Annotated in this window: 14 protein-coding genes; 13 read left to right on the forward strand and 1 reads right to left on the reverse strand. The window is 34.5% G+C overall.

Annotated features, from left to right (window positions below):
* Positions 1–139 precede the first annotated feature (139 nt).
* The 11 genes from ACFS3A_RS14315 to ACFS3A_RS14365 all read left to right on the forward strand — a co-directional run bounded on the left by ACFS3A_RS14315 (position 140) and on the right by ACFS3A_RS14365 (position 15,563).
* Positions 140–2,575 carry a tetratricopeptide repeat-containing sensor histidine kinase gene (locus ACFS3A_RS14315; protein WP_379826278.1) on the forward strand — a complete coding sequence of 812 codons (2,436 nt, stop codon included), beginning with the start codon at positions 140–142 and terminating at the stop codon, positions 2,573–2,575.
* Positions 2,576–2,627: 52 nt separating this feature from the next.
* Positions 2,628–3,968, forward strand: a complete 1,341-nt coding sequence (locus ACFS3A_RS14320) for a sigma-54-dependent transcriptional regulator (protein WP_379826279.1) — start codon at positions 2,628–2,630, stop codon at positions 3,966–3,968.
* 334 nt (positions 3,969–4,302) lie between these two features.
* Complete coding sequence (locus ACFS3A_RS14325) at positions 4,303–4,584, forward strand: DUF7674 family protein (RefSeq protein ID WP_379826280.1); 282 nt, start codon at positions 4,303–4,305, stop codon at positions 4,582–4,584.
* Between the two features lie 188 nt (positions 4,585–4,772).
* The gene (gene kdpF / locus ACFS3A_RS14330) at positions 4,773–4,850 is read left to right on the forward strand and encodes a K(+)-transporting ATPase subunit F (protein ID WP_081909388.1); all 78 of its coding nucleotides are present in this window, start codon (positions 4,773–4,775) and stop codon (positions 4,848–4,850) included.
* A gap of 91 nt (positions 4,851–4,941) precedes the next feature.
* Positions 4,942–6,663 carry a potassium-transporting ATPase subunit KdpA gene (kdpA, locus tag ACFS3A_RS14335; protein WP_379826281.1) on the forward strand — a complete coding sequence of 574 codons (1,722 nt, stop codon included), beginning with the start codon at positions 4,942–4,944 and terminating at the stop codon, positions 6,661–6,663.
* Positions 6,664–6,866: 203 nt separating this feature from the next.
* Complete coding sequence (kdpB, locus tag ACFS3A_RS14340; protein WP_379826282.1) at positions 6,867–8,924, forward strand: potassium-transporting ATPase subunit KdpB; 2,058 nt, start codon at positions 6,867–6,869, stop codon at positions 8,922–8,924.
* A gap of 164 nt (positions 8,925–9,088) precedes the next feature.
* A complete protein-coding gene (locus tag ACFS3A_RS14345; RefSeq protein WP_379826283.1) occupies positions 9,089–9,640 on the forward strand; it encodes a K(+)-transporting ATPase subunit C in 552 nt (183 codons plus the stop codon).
* A gap of 456 nt (positions 9,641–10,096) precedes the next feature.
* Positions 10,097–11,176 (forward strand): porin, encoded by a 1,080-nt coding sequence (locus tag ACFS3A_RS14350; protein WP_379826284.1) that lies wholly within the window; start codon positions 10,097–10,099, stop codon positions 11,174–11,176.
* A gap of 154 nt (positions 11,177–11,330) precedes the next feature.
* Positions 11,331–12,455: a histidine kinase gene (locus ACFS3A_RS14355; RefSeq protein WP_035652123.1), complete on the forward strand. Its 1,125-nt coding sequence runs from the start codon at positions 11,331–11,333 to the stop codon at positions 12,453–12,455.
* A 260-nt stretch (positions 12,456–12,715) separates the two neighbouring features.
* Complete coding sequence (locus ACFS3A_RS14360; protein WP_379826285.1) at positions 12,716–14,434, forward strand: ATP-binding protein; 1,719 nt, start codon at positions 12,716–12,718, stop codon at positions 14,432–14,434.
* 367 nt (positions 14,435–14,801) lie between these two features.
* A complete protein-coding gene (locus ACFS3A_RS14365) occupies positions 14,802–15,563 on the forward strand; it encodes a phosphatase PAP2 family protein (protein WP_379826286.1) in 762 nt (253 codons plus the stop codon).
* 92 nt (positions 15,564–15,655) lie between these two features.
* On the opposite strand, the gene ACFS3A_RS14370 is transcribed toward ACFS3A_RS14365, so the two are convergent.
* Complete coding sequence (locus tag ACFS3A_RS14370) at positions 15,656–16,429, reverse strand: XRE family transcriptional regulator (RefSeq protein WP_179001052.1); 774 nt, start codon at positions 16,427–16,429, stop codon at positions 15,656–15,658.
* 97 nt (positions 16,430–16,526) lie between these two features.
* Between ACFS3A_RS14370 and ACFS3A_RS14375 the strand changes: the two genes are divergently transcribed.
* Entirely contained in the window at positions 16,527–16,976 is a 450-nt protein-coding gene (locus tag ACFS3A_RS14375; protein WP_379826287.1) for a LexA family protein, read from the forward strand.
* Between the two features lie 13 nt (positions 16,977–16,989).
* Entirely contained in the window at positions 16,990–18,249 is a 1,260-nt protein-coding gene (locus ACFS3A_RS14380; RefSeq protein WP_379826288.1) for a Y-family DNA polymerase, read from the forward strand.
* Positions 18,250–18,262 lie beyond the last annotated feature (13 nt).

Here is an 18,262-nt window from a genome sequence, read left to right on the forward strand (position 1 = left end):
ATTTCAGTGTTTCTAATTTTTTATGTCAAAAAAATCATATTTAATGTGAATTTTCCTGATATTTTTTAAAAAAGTCAGCCTGCTTTCTTTCTATATTTGTTTACCAAAACCAATCCAAAAAACTAATTTTTAACCTGTTATGAAACGAATCATTTTCTATTTGATTTTGCTTGTGAGTTATGCTTCATTTGGTCAATTATCTTCAGCTGTTGCCCAATATGATCTTCCTAAAAAAAGATTACTTATTCAAGCTTGTTCGATGTATTTGTTTAATGCCAATCAAGGTGCTATCGATGCAGACAGTTCGGTTGTTGTGGCTTGCAAAGCTTACAAACTTCCTGTTTCATTAGCTTATGACGAAGGTTTTAACGACGGATCGTATCTTATTGGAAAAGATTTAATAGAAAAAGGAAATATCAATTCGGTTACAAAACTTCTGGCAAAAACAAAAGGGGAAGACAAAGTCAAATTATCGCTTCAATTAGGAAATTTCTATCTTTTTAAACCAAGCACAAAACCGGACGATCTTCAAAATGCCAAAATCTACATTGACGAAGCTATTCGTACCAGCAATCAGCTTAAAAATAAAAAATGGCAGCAACAGAGTTTATTGCTTTTAGGCAAATATTATTTTCAGGTAAATAATCAGCCGGAAGGCAAAAAAATATTCTTACAGATTATAGCTGAATGCCGAAAACAGAATGATAAAAAAGCTCTCGCTGAAGCTTTGGATGCCTACGGAACTCTCTTATTCAATCTGGATCCCGAAAAAGAAAAGATCTTACTAGAGGCTGTTTCGCTTTATGCTTCTTTAGGAATGGAAGAAAAAAGAATTGAAAATTACATGAAGATTACGACCATTTATTTTTGGACAGGAAAAATAAATGAAGCTAAAAAAAGATTGTATCAAAATTTAATTGATTTACGAAAAATCGATTTTAAGCATCAGCAGTTTGCCGAAACTACAATTACTTTTATTGAAATAGCCCAGCACAATTTAGAAACAGCTTTATATTATGCCCTAAAAAGCGTAAAGCGAATGGAAGCGGAAAAAGACTTTACGTTTGGTGATATTTTTTACATGCGTTTGGGAGATGTTTATAATAATATCGGTCACAATCAGGAAGCGCTTGAAATGTATCAAAAGAGTATTGAAATAGGGCGAACTATGATTGATTCGGGAACTTGGTATAAAAGTTTTTTTAGTGCCGTTGCAGCATTATCCATAAAAGGAAAAAATAAAGAAGCTATTGATTACATTAATTCAATGACTGCAAAATATCCGCCCAAAAGCAATTTCGATAAAATGTCCGTTGCGTACATCAAAGCGAATTGTTATGAAGCTTTAAAGAATTATACTTTGGCTGAAAAATATTTTAAAGAAATGGACTTTTATGCGCAAAAAATAACCAGTCCGGAAACTTTTAGAGAAATTGTTCATGAATATACTTTAATGGCCTTGTTTTATGCTAATAGAAAGCAACCCGAGAAAGCTAAGTTTTATGCTGATAAGGTTACGGAACTTTGTAATAAGTATGGAAAAAAATACAATTCGGAAGCTCTTCAGATTTTACTTTTTAGAATGGACTCTCTGGAAGGTAATTATAAAGGTGCGCTGAGACATTTTCAAAATTTTAAAATAATAAGTGATTCTACGATTAGAAACACCAAAAGGAAAGAAATCGAAGAACTTAAAATTGCATACGAAACCAAAAACAAAGAACAGGAAATCAAACTTTTAAATCAGGAATCTAATTTAACGGAAGTTGCACTAAAGAAATCCAAAATGCTCAACAGCGTTTCGATCTGGAGTTTAGTTTTACTTTTAATTACCGTTGGATTATTGTACAATCGTTACCGTTTGAAACAGCGAAATAATGTCAAATTAGAATTAAAAGAAAAGGAAATCAGCAAAGCAAATGCGAACCTGAGACATTTACTGGAAGAAAAAGAATGGCTGTTGAAAGAAATTCATCATCGTGTAAAAAACAATCTGCAAACAGTAATTAGTCTGCTGAATTCGCAATCGGCTTATTTGGAAAATGACATGGCTTTGTCGGCGATAAAAAATAGTCAGCATAGAATTCATTCGATGTCTTTAATTCATCAGAAATTATATAATTCTGAGAATATTTCGACGATTAATATGCCTAATTATATTAAGGAACTGGTCGAATATTTACGAGAATCTTTTTCGCTAGGACAAAGAATCCGTTTTGAAGTAAAAATCGATCCGTTAGAATTAGATGTGGCACAGGCAGTTCCGCTTGGATTAATTTTGAATGAAGCCATTACCAATTCTATCAAATATGCTTTTCCAGATGACCGAACCGGAATGATTTACATTACGCTTGAAGCGAAAGACGAAAATCAATATCTTTTGACAATTTCTGATAACGGAATTGGTTTTGATCTGAACATCGATAAAAAAGCAAATTCTTTCGGAATGAGTTTAATAAAAGGTTTGACTGATGATCTTGAAGGAAATTTAACGATGGCAAATAATAACGGAACTATTTTGAAAATTGAATTTTCGCAAGAATTTCCGTTGAATCAAAAAAGGAAAATGATTTAAAACCTACATTTGTATATCAAAATACCAATTCGGTTTTTAGCTAATCTGCAAAATGACACACAAAATTTTAATTATAGACGACGAAGAAAAACTTAGAAGTCTATTGGCGCGTATTATAAAATCGGAAGGATTTGAAGTTTTTGAAACCAAAGATTTAAAATCAGGTTTTAAGAAATTAGAGCAAACCGAAATTGATGTTGTTTTATGTGATGTAAAACTTCCTGATGGAAATGGTGTTGATTTTCTGCAGAACATAAAAAACAGTTTTCCTTTGACAGAAGTTATTTTGCTGACTGCTTTCGGAAATATTCCAGACGGCGTTCAGGCAATGAAAAATGGCGCTTTCGATTATATTGTAAAAGGCGATGATAACGATAAAATTATTCCGCTTCTTTATAAAGCTGTCGAAAAAGTGCAATTGCAGAAAAAAGTACAGCAGTTAGAAAAACGAATTAATGATAAATATTCTTTTTCTACTATTATAGGTAAATCAAAAGGAATCGAACAGGTTATTGATCTTGCACAAAAAGTTGCCAAAACCGATTCGACTGTTTTATTGACAGGCGAAACCGGAACCGGAAAAGAAGTTTTTGCACAAGCGATTCACGAAAACAGTAATCGTGTTGGAAAATCTTTTGTAGCCTTAAATTGCAGTACTTTCACAAAAGAAATTTTAGAAAGCGAACTTTTCGGTCACAAACAAGGTGCTTTTACGGGAGCTGTAAAAGATAAAAAAGGGTTTATTGAAGAAGCAAACGGCGGTACTTTATTCCTGGATGAAATTGGTGAAATGCCAATTGATCTTCAGGCGAAATTATTGCGTGTTTTAGAAACTTCCGAATATATTCCGATTGGTGACACGACTCCAAAAAAATCAAATTTCAGATTAATTGCCGCTACAAACCGTGATTTAAAAACAGAAAGTGACGAACACCGTTTCCGCTCTGATTTGTATTTTCGTTTAAATATCTTCGAAATAAAACTACCTTCTTTAAGAGAACGAATTAAAGATATTGGAGTTTTGACGCAACATTTCGTAAAACAGTTTTCTGAAAAAACGAATAAAAAAACTTTACATATTAGTGATGATTTTCTGCAGAAATTAGAAAATTATTCCTGGCCTGGAAATATCCGCGAACTTAAAAACATTATTGAAAGATCGGTAATTTTAAGTAATGGCGATACTTTGACTTCGGATGTTCTACCTTACGAAATGCAAAATCAAACGAAAAAAAGTACTAAATCAATGTCGGCTTTCTCCATGCAGAGTGTTGAAAAATTGCATATTCAAAAGGTTTTAAACTATACGAAAGGAAATAAAGCGGAAACGGCTCGATTATTAGAAATTGGGATTGCGACTTTATATAGAAAATTAGAAGAATACAATATCTAATCGTAGTAATCATTTAAACACATAGAAACATAGACTTAAAATCTTAAACTTTAGATGTTTTTAGAAAACTAGTTTTTTCACATAGCTATGCGTTTTATTTTTAATGAAATGCCTTTCAACATATTTTAACTATGTTTCTATGTGTTTAGAAAAAATCGACGCAATTCAACAAACCTTATCATTTCAATAAAAGCTTATCATTTTGATAGGCTTTTTTTATGCCTGATTTTTGGCACAAAACTACATTCCTTTTATTGACAGTACTTTAACTGTAACTTCATTTTTTCGGAACATCTTTTGGCATAAGGAGGGAGAACATTAAAATTCATTCCAAATGAAAAATCAAGTAACCTCAATCTACAAACAAGCTGAACGGTTTGCCGAGATAACCAAAAAATCTATTATTTCTGGGAACATCGTGAGAGCAAAGAAATGTCTGGCTCTTGCCGAACGTTTGTTTATTACAGGAAGTATCGAAACTAAAAATGCCATTTCTAATGTCTATGTTTTTTCGGTTTCTTCTTTCATGGAAATGCGTCACTGCAATATTTCACATCTATTTCCTCAAACGCTTAAAACGGAATATATCAAGCAGGTTAATGCCTCTGGAGTTTAGTGTGAAATGTTATTTGCGAGATGTAAGATGTACTGATCACTTTTCGCAAATAACATTTTACTTCTCACATTTCATAAATCTAAAATCTAAAATAATCTCCTATGATCGCATTTCTTTTAATCGGGCTGGCCGTTGTGCTGTTTGCCATTTGTTTTCTCTCTGTTGAATTTTTTGAAAAAATCTAAATCATGACCGCACTATTTATTATTTCAATCGCCGTTTTCGTGTATTTGGTTTATGTATTAATCAAACCCGAAAAATTTTAATAATGTAAAAAGTTATAAGTGAGATGTTAGATGTTATGCGTCCGTCTCCTTTTACAAATTACATCTTACATTTTACAAAAACTCACATATTATGAACACAGAATTATTAGGCGTCATTGGTATTTTTATCCTGACTATTGTTTTAGCGATTCCTTTAGGGAAATATATTGCTAAAGTTTTCTTGGGAGATAAAACACTTCTTGACCCGATTTTCAATCCAATTGAAAAACTTATTTTTAAAATCAGCGGTATTAATTCGGCTGAAGAAATGAACTGGAAACAACACTTAAAAGCACTTTTAAGGATTAATATGGTTTGGTTCTTTCTTTGCTTTTTTGTCTTATTGTTTCAGGGTTCTCTACCATTAAATCCAGACAATAACCCATCGATGACACCCGATTTGGCTTTTAATACGGCTATTTCATTTATTGTAAACTGTAATTTACAGCATTATTCCGGCGAAAGCGGGGTTTCTTACCTTTCACAGATCGTCTTGATGTTTCTTCAATTTGTTTCTGCTGGTATCGGAATGGCTGCGGCTGCTATGATTTTCACAGCAATGAAAGAAAGAACGACAGAACAATTGGGCAATTTTTACAATTATTTCATCAAAAGCTGTACTCGTATTTTATTACCACTTTCAGCAATTGTGGCTGTTGCACTAGTATTTAGCGGGACTCCAATGACTTTTGAAGGAAAAGATGCTATTACAACTTTACAAGGTGATCATGTTGAAGTGTCACGAGGGCCAGCTGCTGCTTTTATCGCTATCAAACATATTGGTACAAACGGCGGTGGATTTTTTGGAGCCAACTCAGCGCATCCATTAGAAAATCCAACTTATTTTACGAATGGAGTTGAGCTTTGGGCACAAATGATTATTCCGTTTGCGATGATTTTTGCACTTGGATTTTTCCTAAACAAAAGAAAACTGTCGAATATTATTTTTGGTGTAATGACAGTTGGATTTTTACTTCTTGTTGTTCCAACAGTTATAAGTGAAATCAACGGAAATCCTGCTATCGAAAAAATGGGAATTGCACAGACAACTGGAGCGATGGAAGGAAAAGAAGTTCGGTTTGGCCCAGCAATTTCAGGTTTTTGGAGTATTGCTACAACGGTAATTTCTACAGGTTCTGTAAACAGTATGCACGATAGTTCGATGCCTATGTCTGGTACTATGCAATTATTATCTATGATGGTAAATGCTTTTTACGGCGGATGTGGTGTTGGTATTTTGAACTACTATATTTTCATTATTCTAGCTGTATTCATTTCCGGATTAATGGTTGGTCGAACACCAGAGTTTTTAGGTAAAAAAATCGAAGCGCGGGAAGTTAAAATTGCTGCATTTATCGCCATTCTTCATCCCTTATTAATATTAGCTGGAACTGCTTTAGCTTCTTATTTTGCTGCGCATGATACTGCAATGGGTTATTGGTTTAACGGCAACGCAACAGGCTGGTTAAATAACCCTGGAAATCACGGATTCTCAGAAATGTTATACGAATACACTTCAAGCGCTGCCAATAACGGTTCTGGTTTTGAAGGTTTGGGAGATAATAATCCGTTCTGGAATATCACAACTGGAATTTTATTACTGTTAAGCCGTTTTATTCCAATCATTGGCCCATTAGCAATTGCAGGTTTATTGGCAGGTAAAAAATACATTCCGGAGAGCGCAGGAACTTTAAAAACGGATACCTCAATTTTCGGCATCATGACTTTTGCCGTAATCGCAATTATCGCTGCTTTATCATTCTTCCCAGCGTTGGCACTTGGACCTTTGGCGGAATTCTTTACACTAAAATAAAAATGCTGGATATTTTAAACACATAAAAATAAACGCAAAATATTTCAAACATAGCCCGTGGTTTCAACCACGGGAAACGAATTGCGAGACACAGATTGTATATACGTTGCGTCCCAGCGGTTGAAACCGCTGGCTATGTTCTATAATCTATGTGTTTTTATCGCATAACATTTAACAAATAACATTTAACTTTTTACAAGAAAATGACAACTAATAAATCCACATCATTGTTTGAAAGTAAACAGGTAAAAGAAGCATTCTTGCAGTCTTTTGTCAAGCTGAACCCAAAAATGATGATCAAAAATCCGGTAATGTTTACCGTAGAAATTGGAACAGCCATTATGTTTGCTGTCTGTATTTCGATATTAATGGGCGCAAACGATCAGGGAAGTTTTACTTATAACTTAATTGTATTTTTAATTTTACTGGCAACGCTTTTATTTGCCAATTTCGCCGAAGCCATTGCCGAAGCAAGAGGAAAAGCACAAGCGGACAGTTTAAGAAAAACAAGAGAAGAAACTCCTGCAAGACAGATTCTGCCAAACGGAGAAATCAAAAATATCAGTTCTTCAGCATTAAAAAAAGACGATATTTTCGTTTGTGAAGCCGGTGATTTAATTGCTGCCGATGGTGAAATTATCGAAGGGTTGGCTACAATCGACGAAAGTGCCATTACCGGAGAAAGTGCTCCTGTAATTCGGGAAGCAGGCGGAGATAAATCTTCCGTTACCGGAGGGACAAAAGTATTATCTGATAAAATTAAAGTAAAAGTAACTTCTGAACCAGGCGAAAGCTTTTTAGATAAAATGATTGCTTTGGTTGAAGGTGCGAGCCGTCAGAAAACACCAAACGAAATTGCCTTAACCATTTTATTAGCCGCATTTACTTTAATTTTCGTGATTGTGTGCGTTACGCTAAAACCGTTTGCCGACTATGCCAACGCACCCATCACGATCGCGGCTTTCATTGCATTATTCGTGTGTTTGATTCCAACTACAATTGGAGGTCTGCTTTCTGCAATTGGTATTGCCGGAATGGACAGAGCGTTGCGCGCTAACGTAATTACAAAATCGGGGAAAGCGGTTGAAACTGCTGGAGATATTGACGTATTGCTTTTGGATAAAACTGGAACTATTACAATTGGAAACCGAAAAGCAACCAATTTTTATCCAACGAAAGGAATTTCTTTTGATGAGTTCGTTAAATCGGCTGTTTTGAGTTCGCTTGCAGATGATACTCCGGAAGGAAAGAGTATTTTGGAGTTGAGTGAAATGATAGATGTAAAAAATGAAACGAAAGCAAGTTTCTTAAAGACTACTTCTGATATTTCACATACTATCAAATTTACTGCGGAAACTAGAACTTCTGGAGTCGTATTAAAAGATGGAACTAATATTAGAAAAGGAGCACAAGACGCTGCAAAAAACATTGCGCAACAAGCCGGAAATTCTTTCCCTGAAGATACTGCACAACAAGTAATCACAATTTCATCTAATGGAGGAACTCCATTGGTAGTAATCAAAAACAATGAAGTTCAAGGTGTTATCGAACTTCAGGATATTATCAAAACCGGAATGAAAGAACGTTTTGAACGTTTACGCCGAATGGGAATCAAAACGGTTATGGTTACAGGTGATAATCCTTTGACGGCTAAATTTATCGCAGAAAAAGCCGGAGTTGATGATTTTATCGCTGAAGCAAAACCTGAGGATAAAATGAATTATATCCGAAAAGAACAAGCTGAAGGCCGTCTGGTTGCCATGATGGGGGACGGAACAAATGATGCTCCTGCCCTTGCCCAAGCCAATGTCGGCGTTGCGATGAACAGTGGAACTCAAGCGGCCAAAGAAGCCGGAAACATGGTCGATCTTGACAATGATCCAACGAAATTAATCGAGATTGTTGAAATTGGAAAACAGCTTTTAATGACCCGAGGTACTTTAACTACTTTTTCTATTGCAAATGACGTTGCGAAATATTTTGCTATTGTTCCTGCTCTTTTTATTACTGCGATTCCTGCGCTTCAAGGTTTGAATATTATGCATTTGCATAGTCCTGAAAGTGCGATTTTATCAGCTGTAATTTTCAATGCGATTATCATTCCGATATTGATTCCGCTTGCGCTGAAAGGGGTTGATTATCGTCCAATTGGAGCTAGTGCAATTCTTAAAAGAAACCTTTTGATTTATGGTTTAGGCGGATTGATTGTCCCTTTTATCGGAATTAAGGTAATTGATTTACTGGTAGCACTTTTTATGTAAGGTTCTAAGATGCTAAGATTCTAAGGGACTAAGGTTTTTCTCTTAGAATCGTAAAATTCAGGAATCTTTAAAAACTCAAATAAAAAACACAGACTTTAGATTGCTAAGCTTCTGAAAAAAAACTTAGAACCTTAGCAACTTAGTCCCTTAGAATCTCAAAAAAAATGAAAAATCTATTTTCTATAATAAAATTTACTGTGGCTACTTTAATCTTGTTCGCAGTTATTTATCCTTTAGCGATTTACGGAATCGCACAAATTGCTCCCAATCAAGGAAAAGGAGAAACAATTTCGGTTAACGGAAAAGTGGTTGGTTACCAAAAAATCGGTCAGAAATTCGATAAGTCGAATTATTTCTGGGGAAGACCTTCGGCTGTTGATTATAACGCGGCGGGAAGTGCCGGAAGCAACAAAGGCCCAAGCAATCCTGATTATTTGGCTTTGGTTCAAAAAAGAATTGATACCCTTTTATTGGTTCATCCGTACTTGAAAAAATCTGATATTCCGTCGGATATGGTTACGGCTTCTGGAAGTGGTTTAGATCCGAATATTTCTCCGCAAGGCGCTTTGATTCAGGTAAAACGAATTGCGAAAGAAAGAAATTTAGCTGAAGCTAAAGTAAAAGCTTTGGTTGAATCTAAAATTAATACTGCTGTTGTTGGGCCTGAAACTGTGAATGTTTTAGAATTGAATGTGGCTTTGGATCAGCTTCGCTAAGTCGCTAAGGTTCTAAGATACTGAGTCGCTAAGGATCTAAGATTTTTCTCCTAACAGGTTTTAAAAACCTGTTAGGTATGATTAATCTTCATCAACAATCATCATGAAGTAACCACACCGTTTGTCATCCTGAGGAACGAAGGATCACACGAGAAACTCCGTCCGCATGATCGTCAATCTTTGTCGAGTTTCTAGTGTGATCCCTCGTTCCTCGGGATGACAAAAAATGGCGAGAATTGGAATCGAAAAACTAAACTTACATTAATACCTAACAGGTTTTGGAAACCTGTTAGGATATGAAAATATTATAATCCAAAAACGCCTTTTTACCCCAAATGCCCTAGCCCCGATAGTAGTGGAAATCCTTTTGTGCCGGGGTTCGGCACAAAAGATTGAAGCGGATAGCGGGAAATAGCTCCTAAAAAATCTACTAATAAATAATAGAATACCACAAAAATGAAAAAAATAATACTTACTGCTTTAATCGCTTTTGGTTACAGCAATTTACATGCACAAGAAGAATCTAAAAGTCCATTGACATTTTCGGGATATGTAGATGCATATTATAGTTATGATTTCGGGAAACCGGAAAATCATACTCGGCCGAACTTTTTTTACAGTTATAATAAAAGCAACGAGGTAAACCTGAATTTGGGAATGGCAAAAGTGAATTATTCGAAAGAAAATATTCGGGGGAATTTTGCCTTGATGGCGGGAACTTATGCCGAATATAATATGTCTGCCGAACAGGGTTTATTGAAAAATGTTTACGAGGCGAATGTTGGTGTAAAGATTTCGAAAAACCATAATTTATGGGTTGATGCGGGAATTATGCCTTCGCATATTGGTTTTGAAAGTGCGATTGGAAAAGACTGTCAGACTTTAACGAGAAGTATTTTGGCTGAGAATTCTCCTTATTATGAAACGGGAGTAAAAATTGGTTATACGTCTGAATCTGGAGAATGGTATTTGGCGGGAATGTTCTTGAATGGCTGGCAGAGAATTGAGAAAGTAGAAGGCAATCAAACACCTGCTTTTGGAACTCAGGTTACGTACAAACCTTCTGATCGGGTTGTTTTGAACTGGAGTACTTATGTTGGAAATGAACAGCCGGATATTGATAAAAAATGGCGTTATTTCAACAACTTTTACGGACAATTTAAGGTAACGGAAAAGACAAATATTACAGCTGGTTTTGATATTGGATCTCAGCAATCGGCTAAAGGAAGTGATAAATATGATACTTGGTTTTCGCCAGTTTTGATTCTGCAGTACAAACCAGTTGACAAGATTCAGCTTGCAGTAAGAGGTGAATATTATAGTGATGAAAAAGGTGTAATTATCGCAATTGAAACGCCAAATGGTTTTAAAACTTACGGATTTTCGGCTAACTTTGATTACTTAGTCACTGATAATGTTATGTTTAGAATTGAAGCAAGAAATCTTTCAAGTAAAGATGAAATCTTCACCAATAAAGACAATCTTCCAACGGATACGAATACGTTTGTAACGACTTCGCTGACGATTAGTTTTTAGGAGAATATTTCTTGCCACAGATTACACAGATTAAAAGGATTTTTTTGTGCTAATTTATTCGCCACGAATTCACGAATTATTTCAAATAAAAATTCGTGAATTCGTGGCTAAAAAAAATAAAACTTTGTGACTTAGCGCCTTCGTGGCAAAAATTATGGAAAACGAAAATAATAACGCACAGCACTTTCTCGATTTAATTCAGAAATCACGAAAGGGAAAGTTTAAAATCTACATTGGAATGAGTGCCGGTGTGGGCAAGACTTTTCGTATGCTTCAGGAAGCGCATTCGTTATTGAAAAACGGAATCGATGTAAAAATCGGCTACATCGAAACGCACATGCGAAAAGAAACGCATGAATTATTAGCAGGTTTGCCGATTATTCCGAGACGAACCATTTTCTATAAAGGAAAAGAACTGGAAGAACTCGATGTTCAGGCAATTATCAATCTTCGTCCAGAAGTTGTGATAGTTGACGAATTAGCACACACGAACGTTGAAGGAAGTAAAAATGAAAAACGCTGGCAGGATGTTTTGGAGATTCTGGAAGCTGGAATTAATGTGATTTCGGCTGTCAATATTCAACATATTGAAAGTTTAAATGAAGATGTAAAACGGATTACAAACATTGATGTTCAGGAACGTATTCCGGACAATGTTTTGCGATTGGCGGATGAAGTCGTGAATATCGATTTAACATCTGAAGATTTGATTGCGCGTTTGAAAGAAGGGAAAATTTATACTCCGGATAAAATTCAGACGGCATTAACGAACTTTTTTAAATCGGAACAGATTTTACAACTTCGGGAATTGGCTTTGAAAGAAGTAGCGAGTCAGGTCGTTCGAAAAGTTGAAAATGAAGTTCCGAATCTTCATGCTTTACGACATGAGAAATTGTTGGCTTGCATTAGCAGTAATGATAAAACGGCTAAAATTGTAATTAGAAAAACAGCAAGACTCTCCAGTTATTATAACGGATTGTGGTATGTTTTATATGTGGAAACTCCGCAGGAAAGCAGTAATAAAATTGCTTTGGACAAACAAAGACATTTAATTAATAACTTTAAACTCGCCGTGCAATTAGGCGCAGAAGTAATTAAACTGGAAAACAGTAATATTGCCGATGCGATTTTGGCAACAGTTGAAGAAAAACAAATTACAACAGTCTGCATCGGGAAACCGCATTTGAATTTATTTAAAGTAATTTTGTCTACAACAATTTTTAGACGTTTGCTAAACAAACTGTCTTTATCAAATGTTGATCTTGTTATCCTGTCGTGAAAAATTTTTAAACCATATAAGTTATATTAAGTTCATTTAAATTCGAGGCGTTGAGTTTAACCGCAAAGACGCAAAGTTTTTACGCAAAGTTCGCTAGAGTTTTTGCTCGCAAAGTCGCAAGGGCGCAAAGTTTTTTGTCTGTACTATAAAAAAATCTTTGCGTGCTTTGCGAAACCTTAGCGTCTTTGCGGTTAAAAAAAAACTCTAATATTTTCTTATATCACTTATATGGTTCAAAAAAAAATTAAATGTTTTATAAAATGAGAATTAAAACCAAATTGAATCTGGGAGTTGGATTATTATTTTTAATGATCATTATACTTTCGTTAGTGAGCGGTTATTCTGTTTTTTTGATAAAAGCAGATACCGAGAATATTCTGAAAGCGAATTACAATACGCTCGAATATTCGCGAAATATGATTTTGTCTTTGGATGAAATTAAATCGAGTCCTGATAGCAAGATTCATGTTTTCAAGGAATATCTTGAGAAACAAACGCAAAATGTTACCGAACCCGGAGAAAAAGAAGCGACCGAAAACCTTGAAAAAAGCTTTACACTTTTAGAACAAAACGGAGCAAACGAAACCATAAAAGCAAAAATCAGACAGGATATTTTTGCCATCATGAAGCTCAATCTGGATGCTATAAAACAGAAAAGCGATATTGCCAAACATACCGCCGAAAATGCTAATTTATGGATTGCCATTGTGGGAAGTTTATGCTTTCTGATTGCTTTTAATCTGCTGGTTAATCTCCCAAACAATATTGCAAATCCAATTAAGGAATTAACGCTGAGTATTAAGGAAATTGCCAATAAAAACTATTCAGAGCGTGTTCATTTTACGAGTCATAGCGAATTTGGAGATTTGGCCAAATCGTTTAATACAATGGCGCAGAAACTTCAGGAATATAATGATAGTAATTTGTACAAACTCTTCTTCGAAAAGAAACGACTGGAAACTTTGATCAATAATATGAACGATCCTATTATTGGATTAGATCATGAAGGAATTGTTTTGTTTGCCAATGATGAAGCGCTGAAAATTGTTGGTCTGAAACTAGAAGATGTTATCGGGAAATCGGCTTCTACTCTAGCCTTGTCGAATGATTTGATTCGTTCTTTAATTTTAAAAGAAGATTCAGATTCTCCTAAAAAACAACCGCTTAAAATTTATGCGCACGGAAAAGAAAGTTATTTCGAAAAAGAAATTCTGAATATTACCATAATTCCGACTGGAGAAGAAAAAGAAATCAATATTGGTGATGTTATTATTCTAAGAAATATTACGCTTTTTAAAGAACTGGATTTTGCGAAAACCAATTTTATTGCAACCGTTTCACACGAATTAAAAACACCAATTGCCTCGATAAAATTAAGTCTAAAATTGCTTGAAAATGAAAAAACAGGCGATATGAACGAAGACCAAAAACAATTGGTCGAAAGCATAAAAGATGACAGTCAGCGCTTATTGAAAATTACGGGTGAATTGCTTAATCTATCGCAATTAGAAACTGGAAATATTCAGTTGAATATCGAAAAAAGCAATCCGCATGAAATTGTAAATTATGCTGTCGAAGCGGTAAAAGTTCAGGCGGAACAAAAACAAATCAAATTGGTTATTGACACTGATGAAAATCTACAAGACGTAAAAGCCGACAGCGAAAAAACAGGCTGGGTTTTGATTAATTATTTGTCGAATGCGATAAGATATTCTTCTGAAAAAAGTACCATTCACATCAAACTAAAAAAAGAAAATAATCAAATCGTATTTCAGGTTATCGACACCGGAAAAGGAATTGATACACGATATAAAGACAAAGTTTTTGATAAATATTTTCAGGTTCCTGGAAGTCAGAAATCTGGAACGGGATTGGGCTTAGCGATTAGCAAAGAATTTATTGAGGCACAAAACGGGAATGTTGGTGTAGAAAGCAATTTGGGATTGGGAAGTACGTTTTGGTTTTCTTTGAAAGTATAAAAAAATTGTGAATTGTGAATTGTGAATTGTGAATTGTGAATTATTAAAAGAAAAAATATTAAAAGAGCTTCGGAGAAGCGAGATATTTATAGCTAATTTGATTCACATTGATAATAAGCTCCAGCGGAGCGATATATTTCACCCCGCTGGGGCTTAAAAAACGTATCTAATAAATTTTCTATAAATATATCGTCCCGCTGGGACTTTATTTACTTAAAATCAACAATCTGAATAAATAAAATTTAGCCAATCTTAATCCAATTACCCTATTTAAAACCAACAAATTAAAGTTCGCTTAATGTTCAGTTAAGAGCAAAATACCGACATTAAACATTCGTTACTATTGCAAAATATAACGACAAAAACAATGTTTCACAAAACGATTTCCCTCGTATTCCTATTCGGATTATTTTCTGCGAATGCACAACAAAATGATTCGATCGCAAAAATTGACAGTACTTCTCATAATTTAAAATTCAATTACAAACAATTAATTATTCCGAGTGTATTAATTGGTTATGGTGTTATTGGTTTAGAAAGTGATCAGCTTTTGAGTTTCAATCACCAGATTAAAGCCGAAGTTACTGAAGACATTGACGAGAAAGTTACAATTGATGATTTCTCTCAATATGCACCCGCCGCATCGGTTTATGCTTTAAATGCTTTTGGGGTAAAAGGCAAGAATAATATGCGGGATCGTTCTGTCATATTTGTGACTTCGTATGCAATTATGGCGACAACGGTTTTAGGTTTAAAATCGATTTCACACGTAGAAAGGCCTGATGGAAGTTCGAATAATTCCTTTCCTTCTGGACACACCGCAACTGCATTTATGGGTGCCGAATTTTTATACCAAGAATATAAAGACAAATCGATTTGGTACGGAATTGCAGGTTATGCCGTTGCAACCGGAACGGGATTATTTAGAATCTACAACAATCGCCATTGGTTAACCGATGTTGCGGCTGGAGCAGGAATTGGAATTTTGAGTACCAAAATTGCGTATTGGATCAATCCGTATATTACAAAGAAATTATTCAAGTCAGATTCTGAGAACAAATCAACTTCTATGATAATGCCTTTTTATAACGGACAGCAATATGGGTTGAGTTTTGCGAAGATATTTTAGATTTTTTTTGCCACAAAGGCGCTAAGACACAAAGTTTTTTTAAGTTTTTTTTGAATAGCTTTGTGTCTTAGCGCCTTTGTGCAAAACTCTTTTTATGTATTCGAAGTATTATTCTTAATCTCTCGAACTTCACGTTTCAATTCTAAAAGCAAATCTTTCATTGCTCCAGTTTCTGTTGTTTCTTGTTTTTTGTCTGAACGACCGATGTTGCATTCGTATTCCCAAATCTCCAAAATATCAGAAGCCTTCACTTCATAATTTGGGTAAAAATTGTTGTCGGATTCTAAAACTAAACTATTCTTTTTGTTTTTATTGAGACGTTTATATACCATTCCTTCATTCTTAGTAATAAGAATATAGGTTTTTCCGTCCATCACCTCTCCCAGTTTTTCTACATAACGACCAATAATAATAGAACCATCTTCGTGTGGAGGCATTGAATCGCCTTCAACGGGAAATCCGCGATGTTTTCCTGGTCCCAAAAAAGGAAGTGTAATCTGTTGTAAACTTTCAATATATTCTGGATCAGCATAGCCGTTTAGATAACCCGCTTTTGCTTTTTGAGATACAATTTCAATAAAATTTTCTCCAAAACTATCCACTTGAATGGGTAAAATAAGTCGGTTGCCTTCTAATTTTATCAAATTTTGCACATCAATTTTGCGTATATCGACAGATAATATCAAGTCGATACTCATATGAAAATATAATGCAATCTTCTTTAAAATGTCATACGGAGCTTCCGAAGTTCCGTCTTCGTATTTCACGTATCTTCCTCTTGTAATACTTAGGTTTTCAGCTAATTTTTCTTGTGATATTTTATGCTTAACCCTTAATGCTCTGATATTGTCTGAAAATAAGGACATAATTAATTTGTTATAATTTGGAACAGCAAATATATAAAAAAATGTTATTATCTGTACTAATTTTGTTTCATACAAAAGCCATTTTTTTGACGTGATTATGAAATTGAGAAATATAAATACCAACAAATCAATTGAACTTTACATTACGGACACAAGTTCGGAAGTAAGACTGCCTTTTTTTGACGTTGGTATAAGTGCTGGCTTTCCTTCTCCCGCTGATGATTTTATCGAATTATCGATTGATCTCAACAAAGAATTCATCAAACATAAATATACGACCTATTTCGCTAGAGTAAAAGGTTATTCTATGAAAAATGTAGGTATTAATGATGGTGATTTATTGATTATTGATAAAAGCCTGGAACCACAAAACAATAAAATTGCTGTTTGTCAGATCGACGGCGAATTTACCGTAAAACGCATCAGAATAGAAAAAGATATAATATGGCTTATTGCCGAAAATGAAGATTATCAGCCTATAAAAGTTACCCCAGAAAATAATTTTGTGATTTGGGGAATTGTAACTCATAGTATCAAAACTTTTTAAAACAATTTTAGAAATGTTTGCTTTAGTCGATTGTAACAATTTTTATGCTTCTTGCCAAAGAGTATTTGAACCGCATTTAAGAGGAAAACCTATCGTTATTCTCTCCAACAATGACGGCTGTGTTATTTCTCGTTCTGACGAAGCTAAGGCTTTGGGCATACCAATGGCTATTCCTGCTTTTAAGTATGAACCTGTTTTTAAAGAAAAAAACATTTTTGTTTATTCTTCCAATTATCCTTTGTACGGCGATATGAGTAATAGAGTAATGAATCTGCTTCGAACTTATACTCCCGAAATCGAAATTTACAGTATTGATGAAGCTTTCTTGAAATTTTCAGGTTACGATTTATTTGATCTGAATAGTATGGGTTTAAAAATGCGGAAAGAAGTGACACAAGGAACAGGTATTCCTGTAAGTATCGGTTTTGCACCTACTAAGGCTTTGGCTAAAATGGCTAATAAAATTGCTCGAAAATTTGCCGATCGAACACAAAGTGTGTATTGTATCGATACAGAAGAAAAAAGAATTAAAGCCTTAAAATGGGCTAAAATTGAAGATGTCTGGGGAATTGGAAGAAAGCTCGCTAAACGGCTTAAAGCAAAAAAAATCAACACCGCTTATGAGTTTACCCAACTTCCAGATGCCTGGGTAAGAAAAGAAATGTCTGTGGTTGGTCTTCGGTTAAAACATGAATTAGAAGGAAAACCAACTTTAGATTTAGAAGAAGCTTCAGATCGAAAAATGATTGCCACCACTAGATCTTTCGAAAAAAGATATACTACTTATGAAGAAATATCAGAACGAATCAGCACATTTACAGCTTCATGTGCCGAAAAATTAAGACGCCAAAATTGTCATTGCAATATGGTAACGGTTTTTATCCAAACTAGTTTTATAAAAAACGAAGAATCCCATTATTCAAGAAGTATTACCATTACAACAGATTTTCCAACTAATTCTACAATAGAACTTAATGCAGCTGCACAAAAAGGATTTAAGGCTATTTTTAAAAAGGGCTATCGTTATAAAAAAGCAGGCGTAATTGTAATGGGCTTAACGCCAAACAACGAAACACAACTGAATCTATTCAATACTTCAAATCCTAAACACCAACCTTTGATGAGTGTTATTGATAAAATGAACCAGAATTATGGTAATAATAAAATCAAATTCGGCGTACAGTCTTTGGGGAAACAATGGAAAATGAAACAGGACAGATTATCTCCCAAGTTTTCGACTTCACTCAAAGATGTTATTATAGTCAAAACTTAATTAAACAACACCA

The organism is Flavobacterium notoginsengisoli (genome assembly GCF_042686225.1).
Lineage (GTDB): Bacteria > Bacteroidota > Bacteroidia > Flavobacteriales > Flavobacteriaceae > Flavobacterium > Flavobacterium notoginsengisoli.

Excerpts from the sequence above, each read along its gene's own strand:
- ACFS3A_RS14370 (WP_179001052.1), bottom strand. The coding sequence starts at position 16,429 with ATGTCCTTATTTTCAGACAATATCAGAGCATTAAGGGTTAAGCATAAA.
- kdpB (WP_379826282.1), top strand. The coding sequence starts at position 6,867 with ATGACAACTAATAAATCCACATCATTGTTTGAAAGTAAACAGGTAAAA.
- ACFS3A_RS14380 (WP_379826288.1), top strand. The coding sequence starts at position 16,990 with ATGTTTGCTTTAGTCGATTGTAACAATTTTTATGCTTCTTGCCAAAGA.
- ACFS3A_RS14355 (WP_035652123.1), top strand. The coding sequence starts at position 11,331 with ATGGAAAACGAAAATAATAACGCACAGCACTTTCTCGATTTAATTCAG.
- ACFS3A_RS14325 (WP_379826280.1), top strand. The coding sequence starts at position 4,303 with ATGAAAAATCAAGTAACCTCAATCTACAAACAAGCTGAACGGTTTGCC.
- ACFS3A_RS14365 (WP_379826286.1), top strand. The coding sequence starts at position 14,802 with ATGTTTCACAAAACGATTTCCCTCGTATTCCTATTCGGATTATTTTCT.
- ACFS3A_RS14360 (WP_379826285.1), top strand. The coding sequence starts at position 12,716 with ATGAGAATTAAAACCAAATTGAATCTGGGAGTTGGATTATTATTTTTA.
- ACFS3A_RS14320 (WP_379826279.1), top strand. The coding sequence starts at position 2,628 with ATGACACACAAAATTTTAATTATAGACGACGAAGAAAAACTTAGAAGT.
- kdpF (WP_081909388.1), top strand. The coding sequence starts at position 4,773 with ATGACCGCACTATTTATTATTTCAATCGCCGTTTTCGTGTATTTGGTT.
- ACFS3A_RS14350 (WP_379826284.1), top strand. The coding sequence starts at position 10,097 with ATGAAAAAAATAATACTTACTGCTTTAATCGCTTTTGGTTACAGCAAT.
- ACFS3A_RS14375 (WP_379826287.1), top strand. The coding sequence starts at position 16,527 with ATGAAATTGAGAAATATAAATACCAACAAATCAATTGAACTTTACATT.
- kdpA (WP_379826281.1), top strand. The coding sequence starts at position 4,942 with ATGAACACAGAATTATTAGGCGTCATTGGTATTTTTATCCTGACTATT.
- ACFS3A_RS14315 (WP_379826278.1), top strand. The coding sequence starts at position 140 with ATGAAACGAATCATTTTCTATTTGATTTTGCTTGTGAGTTATGCTTCA.
- ACFS3A_RS14345 (WP_379826283.1), top strand. The coding sequence starts at position 9,089 with ATGAAAAATCTATTTTCTATAATAAAATTTACTGTGGCTACTTTAATC.